This window comes from Embleya sp. NPDC056575 (assembly GCF_042793325.1).
Taxonomy (GTDB): domain Bacteria; phylum Actinomycetota; class Actinomycetes; order Streptomycetales; family Streptomycetaceae; genus Embleya.
On sequence record NZ_JBHTVA010000091.1, the window covers coordinates 27,624 to 38,043 of the forward strand.

General features: G+C 70.9%; 11 protein-coding genes and 1 pseudogene. 9 read left to right on the top strand and 3 right to left on the bottom strand.

Annotated features, from left to right (window positions below):
- Positions 1-440: 440 nt before the first annotated feature.
- Positions 441-1,226: a lipase family protein gene (locus tag ACFRCG_RS42950; protein ID WP_380041963.1), complete on the bottom strand. Its 786-nt coding sequence runs from the start codon at positions 1,224-1,226 to the stop codon at positions 441-443.
- Between the two features lie 241 nt (positions 1,227-1,467).
- On the opposite strand from ACFRCG_RS42950, the gene ACFRCG_RS42955 reads away from it, so the two are divergent.
- From ACFRCG_RS42955 to ACFRCG_RS42980, 6 genes are all read left to right on the top strand, one after another.
- Complete coding sequence (locus tag ACFRCG_RS42955) at positions 1,468-1,953, top strand: hypothetical protein (protein WP_380041939.1); 486 nt, start codon at positions 1,468-1,470, stop codon at positions 1,951-1,953.
- A gap of 195 nt (positions 1,954-2,148) precedes the next feature.
- On the top strand, positions 2,149-2,667 hold the full coding sequence (locus tag ACFRCG_RS42960; RefSeq protein ID WP_380041941.1) for a MarR family winged helix-turn-helix transcriptional regulator: 519 nt from the start codon (positions 2,149-2,151) through the stop codon (positions 2,665-2,667).
- 170 nt (positions 2,668-2,837) lie between these two features.
- Positions 2,838-3,317: a hypothetical protein gene (locus ACFRCG_RS42965; protein WP_380041944.1), complete on the top strand. Its 480-nt coding sequence runs from the start codon at positions 2,838-2,840 to the stop codon at positions 3,315-3,317.
- Complete coding sequence (locus ACFRCG_RS42970) at positions 3,314-4,180, top strand: NmrA family NAD(P)-binding protein (protein WP_380041946.1); 867 nt, start codon at positions 3,314-3,316, stop codon at positions 4,178-4,180. The genes ACFRCG_RS42965 and ACFRCG_RS42970 overlap by 4 nt, the downstream gene beginning before the upstream one ends.
- A gap of 172 nt (positions 4,181-4,352) precedes the next feature.
- Positions 4,353-4,724, top strand: a complete 372-nt coding sequence (locus ACFRCG_RS42975; protein ID WP_380041949.1) for a VOC family protein — start codon at positions 4,353-4,355, stop codon at positions 4,722-4,724.
- A gap of 32 nt (positions 4,725-4,756) precedes the next feature.
- Positions 4,757-5,353, top strand: coding sequence for a hypothetical protein (locus ACFRCG_RS42980; protein WP_380041952.1), 597 nt, complete (start codon positions 4,757-4,759; stop codon positions 5,351-5,353).
- A gap of 9 nt (positions 5,354-5,362) precedes the next feature.
- Here ACFRCG_RS42980 and sigJ read toward each other — a convergent pair whose 3' ends face one another.
- On the bottom strand, positions 5,363-6,304 hold the full coding sequence (sigJ, locus tag ACFRCG_RS42985; protein WP_380041954.1) for an RNA polymerase sigma factor SigJ: 942 nt from the start codon (positions 6,302-6,304) through the stop codon (positions 5,363-5,365).
- Between the two features lie 345 nt (positions 6,305-6,649).
- On the opposite strand from sigJ, the gene ACFRCG_RS42990 reads away from it, so the two are divergent.
- The gene (locus ACFRCG_RS42990; protein ID WP_380041957.1) at positions 6,650-7,885 is read left to right on the top strand and encodes an epoxide hydrolase family protein; all 1,236 of its coding nucleotides are present in this window, start codon (positions 6,650-6,652) and stop codon (positions 7,883-7,885) included.
- Positions 7,886-7,926: 41 nt separating this feature from the next.
- On the opposite strand, the gene ACFRCG_RS42995 is transcribed toward ACFRCG_RS42990, so the two are convergent.
- Positions 7,927-8,709 carry a response regulator gene (locus ACFRCG_RS42995; RefSeq protein ID WP_380041959.1) on the bottom strand — a complete coding sequence of 261 codons (783 nt, stop codon included), beginning with the start codon at positions 8,707-8,709 and terminating at the stop codon, positions 7,927-7,929.
- Positions 8,710-9,166: 457 nt separating this feature from the next.
- Here ACFRCG_RS42995 and ACFRCG_RS43000 point away from each other — a divergent pair, with 457 nt between their 5' ends.
- Positions 9,167-10,075 (top strand): universal stress protein, encoded by a 909-nt coding sequence (locus ACFRCG_RS43000; protein ID WP_380041961.1) that lies wholly within the window; start codon positions 9,167-9,169, stop codon positions 10,073-10,075.
- 145 nt (positions 10,076-10,220) lie between these two features.
- A pseudogene (locus tag ACFRCG_RS43005) lies at positions 10,221-10,420 on the top strand (histidine kinase); the annotation flags it as partial.

Below are 10,420 nucleotides of genomic sequence, written 5' to 3' on the forward strand. Positions count from 1 at the left end.
AAACCCACCCCTCCCCCCCCCCCCCACCCCCCCGCCCCCCGGCCGCCCGCGTGAGATCCCACCCCCCCCCACACGCGGGGCCCCCGGCCCCGCCGCGGACGCGTCGGCCCGTCACGACGTCATCGCCACCGCCGTGGCCAGGAGTTCCGCCGGTGTCCCGGTGAAGTCGCGGAGCAGGTTGGCGGCCACCGCCCAGATCGCCGAGTTCCCAGACGGGCCGGTCGCGTACGGGAATTCCCCGAGCTGGCGGCGGGTCGCCCGGGCAAGAATTCACATGACCGCCGACTTCACCAACCTGCGGGGCATGCACCCAATCCCGCCGCCTCCCCCTGACACCCTGAACTCCCGAGCGCCCCGCCGAAGCGCCTCCACCCGGATCCACGCCGAGAGCCCCGGCCCGGGTAGGCGAGTCGGGGCGCTCGGGGCATGGAATGGGCCGCCTATGCCCGGCTGTTCGCCGGGGTCAGGTTCTTTTCGATCGCCGCGATGTAGCGGGTGACGGAGTGGTCCTTGACGCGGTCGGTCGCCGATCCGAACGGGTCCCCGACCATCGACGCGGCGCGACCGGTCAGGCCGCCGAGACCCGCGACGCCGGCGGACTTCTCCGTCAGACGCCCGTCCGCGTCGAACCAGCGGAGCCGGTCGACGTGCGTGAACGCCGGCTCCGGCGGCAGCTCCGGAACGATGTCGTCGTGATTGACGAACCGGTGATACCGATCCTTGAACGCGGTCCGGTGCGCCGCGGCCAGCAGCCGCTCACAGGTGCGCGGCTGGCCGAACGTGTACACGCCGTCCGGAAGGCGACGCGGGTCCTCGAAGTACAGCCGCGCCCCGGCAAGCATCGCCAGCGCGCCGCCGAGGCTGTGCCCGGTGAACCACACCGTGCGACCGTCGCCGTCCAACTCTACGAGCGTGTCGCGTAGTTGCGGATACACCGAGGACAACGCCCGGTCGAATCCGTAGTGCACGAAGCCCTTCCCGCCCGGCCCGGGGGAGGGCGGGGTGGTGCCATCGGTGAGCCAGTCCCGGATCTGCGCCGGCTCGGTACCCCGGAACGCCACCACGATCATCCGGTCGGACACGGCGACGTACGCCTGCGTATCCTCGATCGGAAACGGCATCGCGTGCGTCGACTTCAGATGCCGCACCTCATCGAACCCCCATTCCCGGGCCTGCTGTTCGACGACATCCGGTTCCTTGTACGCGAGCGCGGCGGCCTGCGCCATCCAATAGGCCTGCTCGAGGCTGTAACCGGACGCGGAATGATCCAACGGCGCAACCACCACGGCGTGCTCCCGATCGAAACGACTGTGAACGAAGGTCGTGACCCGCATACCCTCGCCACCTCGACCGCGATATCGTCCCCGCCGGGTTTCACCCGTCCGGGCCGGCGCCCCGGGGACCAACGGCAACAACCCATTGGGCCGAGCGGGCCGGCCTGCGCCTGCGAACTACACTCACGTGATCATGGGCCTGTTGTGGACACTCGGCTGCCTCGCCGCCGGATACGCGTTGTTGCGCCGTTTTCCACGGCTGAATCCCGCCCGCGATCTCTCCTTCGACAAGGTCGCGGACCGACTGCCCCGCATACTCGTCGTGTGCGCGATCGTGCTCGTCGCCTGGATCGGCCTGCTGATCGCGGAACTTCGCGGCGACGCCGGCAACCGCGACTTCGACAACTCGTGGATCGGCCTCGACCTCATCGAGATCGGCATGCTGGTCGGCCTCGCCCGGCTGATCACCCGCCGCCACATCGCCACCAGCCCGGCGGCGGCAGCGGCGGCGACCGCACTCGCCCTGGACGCGTGGTTCGACTACATGTCGGCGGCCCCCAAGCTGGAGTACCTCCAGGCCATGGTGCTCGCCTACTTCGTCGAACTCCCCCTCGCCGCCTTGCTGACCTGGTTCTCCCTGCGCTCCCTCGCCTGGGCGCGCACCACGCCGCGGCCGTAGTTTCGAGCGCGTCGACCATGTCGGGTCAGGTGGAAGGGGTGGTTGCCCCGGGCGCCCCGGACGCCTTCGACCTGTTCCATCCCCGCGCCGCGAGGCCGTTGTCGACGCCGTCGAAACCTTCGCCACCCGGGTCCGTGCCCGCACCGCGGGGGGGCGTGTTGACGGAGTCGGTAGTTAGGGGCCATACTACTTTCCATGCACCACGACCCACTGCCGGAGGAAACCCCCACGCTCGATCAGGCGGCCCGCCAGATCCGGCGCTACGGGCTCGACGCCGACCCGCAGGCCGTACTGGTCGCCGTGCGATTGTTGGCGGCCGGGGCACGACTCGGGCAGGCGGTCGAGGCGCACTTCGCCGGATTCGGCCTGTCGGCGGGCCGCTATCGGTTGCTGGCGGCCCTCGAGGACGCCGACGGGGAGATGACCCCCTCTGGCCTCGCCGATGTACTCGGGGTCACCCGGGCGACGGTGACCGGACTGCTCGGCGGCCTGGAGCGGGAGGGACTGGTGCTGCGCCGACCGTCCGCCGAGGACGGCCGCTCCGCCGTGGTCGTACTGACCGCGCGCGGGGCGCGGAAGATGCGCGAGTTGGCCCCGACGCACTTCGGCCGTCTCCAGGAGATGGTGAGCGCGCTCGACGCCGAGGAGCGCACCGTGTTCCTGGATCTGCTCGGTCGTGTGGTCCGGGGGATTCCGGCACTGACGGCGGAGTAGCACCCGCCGGCCATCCATCACCCATTACTCGTCACTCGTCACTCGTCATGCAGGTGTGCCGTCCCAAGGTTGTCGTCCCGTGTGTGCGATGACCTGGGGTGGCCTTTTCTTCGGCCATATAGTTAGGGAGCTAATTATATGGCGACCCCGAAACGGAGATCGATATCCCCATGAGGCAAGGACGTTCCACCGGACGTGGCGCCGGCCCACCCCCCTTCACGCTGTGGCGGGAGGTATTGGTCGCCTACCTCGCCCCCGCCCTGATGGCCGGAGCGGGCGGCATAGCCACCGGGCAGCAGGAGCTGACCATCGCCGCCTGCACGTCGATCGCCGGGACCTCGGCGATCGTGGCCGCACTCGTCGGCTCGTGGCTGCAACGGCGCGGGCCGGGCCGGAGTTGGCTGACCTCGACCCCCCGGGTGATCCCGATCGTCGTCCTGGCGCCGGCGATCACCGCTCTCGCGGCGTGCGTCGGCTGGTTCGTCGGGGGTCACGTGCCGGAGCGGATCATCCCGCACCACGGGAACTGGCCGGACCGGCTGCGCCTGGACCTGCCGCTGTCGGCGGCCCTGGCCACCACCATCATCACCTGGCGCTGGCGCGGCGCCCGGCGGCACCACTCACCCACGGCACAAGGAGCACGGACATGATCGTCGTCATGGGCGCGACCGGGACCACCGGAAGCGCACTTCTCCACCGCCTGGTCGCCCTCGGCGTCCCGAGCCGCGCGCTGAGCCGCGACCCGGACGCGCTGCGCGACCGCCTCGGCGGGCCGGCCCGCGCGCTGGTGGAGGTACGGGGGGCCGACGCGGCGGACCCGGATTCGCTGCGCAAGGCGTTCGACGGCGCGAGCCAACTGTTCCTCGCCATGGCCAACAGCCCGGCGCAGGTGGCCCACGAGACGTGTGCAATCTCCGTCGCAGCCGCCGCCGACATCCGACACGTCGTCAAACTCTCGGCCCCGGAAGCCACTTCGGACTCGCCGGTGGCCGTCTCGCGCGGCCACCACACCATCGAGCGGGCACTGCGCGACACCGGCCTGCCGCACACCGTGCTCCGGCCGTACGCGTTCATGCAGAAACTGCTGACCCTCGCCCCGTCGATCGCCGCCGAAGGCGTGTTCCTGGGCAGCATGGGCAACGCCCCCTGCAACTACGTCGACTGCCGCGACATCGCCGACGTGGCCGCCGAGATCCTGACCCGTCCGGACCTCGCCGGCCACACATACACCCTCACCGGCGACCGCACCTACACCAATCCCGAACTGGCCGACCTGTTCAGGCGCACCCTGGGCCGCCCCATCCGCTACATCGACCTGCCGACCGAGGCCATGCACACCACCCTGACCACCACCGCCGGCCTCCCGGGCTGGCTCGCCGACCACATCGTCGAGATCCAACAACTGGCCATCACCCACCCGGAGTCCCCGACCCGGACGGTCGAAACCCTCCTGAATCGCCCCCCTCGCACACTGGAGTCCTTCCTCGCGGAAAACGCCCACCACTTCCAGTAGCCCCGAACTCCGGACACACGCAACGCCGAGACCGAAGCCGCAACCTCGGCCGACGCCGCCCACCGGCCTGATCGTCGTCGTTCCTCGCAACCACGACGATCGGGCGGCCGGGCACCGGAACACTAGAGTGGACGTCACGAGAATCCGGTGACGTGATGGGTCCGGAGGCGCCATGTCCCTGCAGATGAAGTTGGTCGCGATAACGCTCGATTGCCCCGATCCACCGGCGTTGGCGGCTTTCTACCAGGAGGCGACGGGCTTCGAACCGCACCCGAAGTCGGATGCCGACTTCGCGGGTCTCAACCGCGAGGACGGGCTCTTCATCGGTTTTCAGCGGGTCGACGACTACCGGGCACCGCATTGGCCGGGGCAGGCGGCTCCCCAGCAGTTGCACCTGTGCTTCGACGTCGTGGACCTGGACGAGGCCGAGGCCCGACTGTTGGAACTGGGCGCCGGCAAGCCGGACCACCAGCCCCATGACGCCGCCAAGGCGCGGGTGCTCACCGACCCGGCGGGCCACCCCTTCTGCATCTGCCGGGCGTGACCGGGGGATTCGGGTCGCGTCAGGTCGGCGGGGTGGACGCGTCTGTGCGGAGGTATCACTATGTCGGGCCCGCCGATTTGACGACCCTCGTCCGTCCGGACAACGCGGGGCGATCGATCGGCTCGGCCGCGGACGTCGACGCGTGGATCTCGGCACGTGGGCCGCACGAGGCGCGCGAACCGTTCACGTTCGTCGTCGATGTCGCGGGGGTACTTCGCCTGGCTCCGCGCCGCAGCGAGCATGTGGTGTGCGCGGGTGGGGGCGAGGTGCTGAGCGCCGGGGAGATCGCCTTCCGTTCGGACGCGGGACGGTGGGTCGCCGACGAGATCGGCAACCAGTCCACCGGCTACTGCCCCGACCCCGGCTCGTGGCCGGCCGTCGCCGACGCGCTGACCCTGGCGGGGATCGCGCACCCGGGCGGCTTCACCCACGAGGTGGTCTTCCGCCGCTGCCCCTCCTGTCGGCAGCTCGACATCGTGCGCGATCGGCACTACGTCTGCGCGGTCTGCGACGAGGCGCTTCCCCACACGTGGAACGTCGACGGGGGGCGACTTCCCCGACCACGCGAAGGCTGCCTCGATGTCCGTGATTTCCGCGCGGCCCCGGGCCCCGGCCCGCACGACACGTAGCCCGCCCGGTCAGTCCGTCGGCAGCAAGCCCACATCCGACACCGGGCCGAGGTGGGCGAGCTTGTCGGGGTTCGCCACCGAGTGGATCGCCCGGATCATGCCGTCGGCGATGTCCAGTTCGACCACGCTGAGCACGCGGTCCTCGGCGTCGTGGAACACCACGCCCGGTCGACCGTTGACCAGGACCGGGTGCAGGGACGCGCCGAGCTTCCGGATCCGGCGCAGGCCGCCGACCAGCAGTTTCGCGACCCGCCGAGGGTCGGTCATCGGCCGACCGAGGGCGCGTGCCCTGCCGCCGCCGTCGCCGTGGAAGACGACGTCGGGCGCGAGCATGTCGAGCAGCGCGTCCAGGTCGCCGCCGCCGGCGGCGTCGAAGAAGCGGCGTGCGAATTCCGCGCCCTGCGCCCGCCGCGCCGGGGGCTGTGCGCTCTCGCCCGCCTCGCCCGCCTCACCGGCGGCGGCGATGCGCTGTTTGGCGCGCGTGAAGATCTGCCGGCAGTTCACCTCGGTCTTGCCGGTGATCCGTGCGATGTCCGGATAGCCGTGTCCGAACACCTCGCGCAGCATGAACACCGCCCGCTCCACCGGCGACAGGGATTCCAGCAACACCAGGAACGCCATCGACAACGAATCGGCCAACTCGGCGTGTTCGGCCGGTCCCGGCGCCTCGGTCGAGGTGACGACCGGTTCGGGCAACCAGTCCCCCACGTACGTCTCCCGCCGTACCCGCGCCGAGCGCAGGTGGTTGATGCCCAGGCGCGTCACCGCCGTCGTCAGGTACGCCTTCGGCTCGACGATCGTCGTACCCGCCTGACAGGCGCGCGTCAGGCCCAGGAACGCGTCCTGGACGATGTCCTCGGCGTCGCCCACGGAGCCGGTCATCCCGTAGGCGATGGAGAACAGCAGCGGCCGGTATCCGACCGCGCCCGTCTCGTCCACCGCTCCACTCACGGAACGCCTCCCGCCCGGCCCGTCGCCGCTCATGTCCATGCCTTCCGTCGGGGACGCCTCCGTACGACGTCCGCAGGGTAGTCGCACCCGATGATCGGCACCGAGGCCCTCCGTGTGTTCGTCACGCCCTCCAGGACAAGACACCCGACCCGGTTGTGACACGGTGTGAGCGGCCTCACAGCCGGCCGCACACCCGGACACACCCGGGCGCACACTCGGCGGCGGTACGGCGCACGTCTCATCCGTATCCCGCCGCAACCGTCGCCGCCGCCCGACACGCCCCCGGGCGAATGTGGAAACATCCCATCGTCGGAGCCCGCTTCCCGCCCGGTAAGGAACCACGCCATGACGACCTCGCGCGCCTTCCCCCTGGAGCCCACCCCGATCCACGTGGCCGACGAGGTCCTCGACGATCTGCGCGCCCGTCTCGCGCTGACCCGTGCACCGCTGGACGAGGGGAACGAGGACTGGTCCTACGGCGTCCCCGACGGCTATCTGCGCGAGTTGGTCGCCCACTGGCAAAACGGCTACGACTGGCGCAAGGCCGAGGCCGCCATCAACGCCCACGAGCACTACCGGGTGAGCGTCGCCGGTGTCCCGCTGCACTTCATGCGCGAACCCGGCCGCGGCCCCCGTCCGATCCCCTTGATCCTCACGCACGGCTGGCCGTGGACGTTCTGGCACTGGTCGAAGGTGATCGGCCCGCTCGCCGACCCGGCCGCGTTCGGTGGCGACCCCGCCGACGCGTTCGACGTCATCGTGCCGTCGCTGCCCGGCTTCGGTTTCCCCGGCCCGCTCACCGGATTTCCCGACGTCAACTTCTGGAAGGTCTCCGAGCTCTGGCACACCCTGATGACGGAGACCCTGGGATACGAGAAGTACGCCGCCGGGGGCTGCGACATCGGCGGGCTCGTCTCCAGTCAACTCGGCCACAAGTACGCCGACCGGCTGTACGGCATCCACATCGGCTCGGGGCTGCCGCTCGACTTCTTCACCGGCCCCCGCGCCTGGGACTTCGCCCGGAATCGGCCCCTCACCGACGACCAGCCCGCCGAAGTCCGTGCCCGCATCGTCGAGATGGACCACCGCTGGGCCACCCACCTGGCCGTGCACATGCTCGACGGCGCCACCCTGGCCCACGGGCTGAGCGACTCGCCCGCCGGACTGCTCGCCTGGCTGCTGGAGCGCTGGAACGCCTGGAGCGACAACGGCGGCGACGTCGAGTCGGTCTTCACCAAGGACGACCTGCTCACCCACGCCACGATCTACTGGGTGAACAACTCCATCGCCACGTCGATGCGTTACTACGCCAACGCCAACCGCCACCCGTGGACCCCCGCCCACGACCGCACCCCGGTGGTACCGGCCCCGGTCGGCGTCACCCTCGTCACGTACGAGAACCCGCCCGGCATCCACACCGCCGACGAGCGGGTCCGGGCGTTCGAAACCGGCCCGCAGGCCGCGTGGTTCAACCACGTCAACGTCAAAGCCCACGACCACGGCGGCCACTTCATCCCCTGGGAGAACCCCGACGCCTGGGTGGACGACCTGCGCCGCACCTTCCGCGGCCGCAGGCCCTGAAGCAGCGGGGCCGGCCCCCCATCACGGCCTCGGCGGAGCCGTCACCCGCGCCCGGGGGTGCGGGTGACCTCCGGTGACGGTGCGGCCGGGTGGGCCAGGGTTCCCGCGAAGACCGCCGCCTGGACCCGGCGTTCGAAGCCGAGTTTGTGCAGCATCGTGGAGACGTAGTTCTTGACGGTCTTCTCCGCGAGATGCATACGCTCGGCGATCTGGCGGTTCGTCAGGCCCTCCGCGACCAGGTCGAAGGTGCGCCGTTCCTGGTCGGAGAGGGTGGCGACGAGCGAGTCCTCGCGGTTTCCGGTACGCACACGGTCCAGGACCTTCGCGGTACTGGCCGGATCCAGCAGCGAACGCCCGGCCGCGATCTCCCGAACGGCGCGCACCAGATCGTTGCCCCGGATCTGCTTGAGGACGTAGCCCGCGGCGCCGGCCATGATCGCGGAGAACAGCGCGTCCTCGTCGTCGTACGAGGTCAGGATCAACGCGTTGATCTCCGGGAACGACGAACGCACCGCCCGACACACGTCGATCCCGCTGCCGTCCGGCAACCGGCCGTCCAGGATGGCGACATGCGGGCGCAGCGCCGGTATCCGGCGGGTCGCCTCCGCCGCCGACGCCGACTCGCCGACCACCTCGATGTCGCCCTCTGCGCCGAGCAGATCGGCCAGGCCGCGGCGCACGATCTCGTGGTCGTCCAGGAGGAACACCCGGATCTTCTCGCCCGGTTGCCCGGTCGCCCGCTCCGGCGCGGAAGTTCGCGTGGCACCGGTGTCGCGGGGCAGGCGCGCTCCGGCGACGACTTCGGTGGTGGACCCGGCTTCCATGGTGTGTGCTCCCCGACGGTGACGGACACGCGCCACCCGGTCGGGTCGGCGTCGTGCTCATTCTGCGCGGGGCGAACCGCGCCCGACAGGGCCGGAGGTCCCGAACCCACCAGGGTCGAGAGACCTTGATCGGCGGCCCCGAGCGGCGGGCGCATCCCGGCGAGAGCGATGACCCGGGCCGAACGGCCCTGGAGACCGGGTACCGCGGCCCTGCCGGGCCGTCCGGATCGACGCCATGCTCGACGGGTCCGGCCGAGGACGCCGAGCCCGACGCCGTCGGCGACTTTTCACCTGCGGGCAGGGGGGTACGCATGGGTGCACGGGAAGAGCGAAGGCATCGTGCCCCGGCGGCCACCGTGCAGAGAAATCCCGGACGAACGCCGCGACTTCGGCCGACCGACCACGTCACCAACCTTACGGGTACACACACCTACCCCACCCGACTCGGGAGCAGTCCATGAATCACAATCCCTCGTCCGTCCCCACCCCCGAGCGCAACGGCGCGCCCCTGCGCGACCACGTGGTCGTCGGCGTCGACGGATCCGGGCTCGCGGACCTCGCCGTCGAACAGGCCGCCGACGAAGCGGCCTTCCGAGGTGTGCCGCTGGAGGTACTGCACGTCGTCGACCGGGCGCCGGACCGCGAGGAGGACCAGTCGGCTGCGGAATTGCGCGAGGAAGCGGAATCCCTGGTCCGAACGGCCGCCGAGCGGGCCCGGCTGCGCCATCCCGACCTGGCGATCGTCACCACGGTCGCACTCGCCCGCATCGTGCCGACCCTGGAGCAGGCCACCGACCGCGCGGCGCTCGTCGTCCTGGGCAGTCGCGGACTGGGCGGCTTCGTGGGCCTGTTGCTGGGTTCGGTGTCGTTGTCCGTCGCCGCCGCCGCGCGGTGCCCGATCCTGGTGGTGCGCGCACCGCACGCGAACGTCCCGTTGGACGCGCCCGGCACGGTCGTCGTGGGGGTGTCCGACATCGACTGCGCCCCCGCCGTCGAGGCCGCGTTCGCCGCGGCCCAGGCACGGGGCGTGGCACTGCGCGCGGTACACGCGTGGGCACCCCCGGTGTCGCCCGCCGCGCCCTACGCGGCCCCGTTGTGGGTCGGCGACGACGGCCGCAAGAACGCCGAGGCCACCCTCGCCGCAGCCCTCGAACCCTTCATCAACCGCTATCGCCAGGTACCGCTGACCGAGCAGATCGTCTGCGACATCCCCACCCACGCACTGCTCGCCGCCGGCGACGAGGCCGAACTGGTCGTCCTGGCCGCCCACCGCCGCCATGGCCGCTTCGGGCCCAACCTCGGCCGCGTCACCCACACGCTGCTGCACCACTCCAAGGCACCGGTGCTGCTGGTCCCGCTCGCCTGACCGGATCCCGTCGCCTGCCGGGCCGAGGACGCGGCGGCCATTCCCTCGACCCGGTTTGACACCATGGTCCGGAGAAAACGTTTCGACGGATCATCGATGGTGGGGAGGGGTTGTGGCGTCGGATCAGCGACCGGCATTGCCGCGGATGCGTCTGGACGAGTTGTTGGACGAGCTCCAGGCGCACGTGGAGGTGGTGCGTTCGGCCCGGGACCGGGTCAACGGACTGCTGGAGGCCGTGCTGTCCGTGGGCAGCGATCTGGACCTGGAGACCGTGCTCCGCCGCATCGTCGAGTCGGCGGTGTCCCTGGTCGACGCCGAATACGGCGCCCTCGGCGTGATCGGCGA

Coding starts and splice junctions, on each gene's coding strand:
- ACFRCG_RS42950 (WP_380041963.1), bottom strand. CDS start 1,226: ATGGCGCAGGCCGCCGCGCTCGCGTACAAGGAACCGGATGTCGTCGAA.
- ACFRCG_RS42955 (WP_380041939.1), top strand. CDS start 1,468: ATGGGCCTGTTGTGGACACTCGGCTGCCTCGCCGCCGGATACGCGTTG.
- ACFRCG_RS42960 (WP_380041941.1), top strand. CDS start 2,149: ATGCACCACGACCCACTGCCGGAGGAAACCCCCACGCTCGATCAGGCG.
- ACFRCG_RS42965 (WP_380041944.1), top strand. CDS start 2,838: ATGAGGCAAGGACGTTCCACCGGACGTGGCGCCGGCCCACCCCCCTTC.
- ACFRCG_RS42970 (WP_380041946.1), top strand. CDS start 3,314: ATGATCGTCGTCATGGGCGCGACCGGGACCACCGGAAGCGCACTTCTC.
- ACFRCG_RS42975 (WP_380041949.1), top strand. CDS start 4,353: ATGTCCCTGCAGATGAAGTTGGTCGCGATAACGCTCGATTGCCCCGAT.
- ACFRCG_RS42990 (WP_380041957.1), top strand. CDS start 6,650: ATGACGACCTCGCGCGCCTTCCCCCTGGAGCCCACCCCGATCCACGTG.
- ACFRCG_RS42995 (WP_380041959.1), bottom strand. CDS start 8,709: ATGGAAGCCGGGTCCACCACCGAAGTCGTCGCCGGAGCGCGCCTGCCC.
- ACFRCG_RS43000 (WP_380041961.1), top strand. CDS start 9,167: ATGAATCACAATCCCTCGTCCGTCCCCACCCCCGAGCGCAACGGCGCG.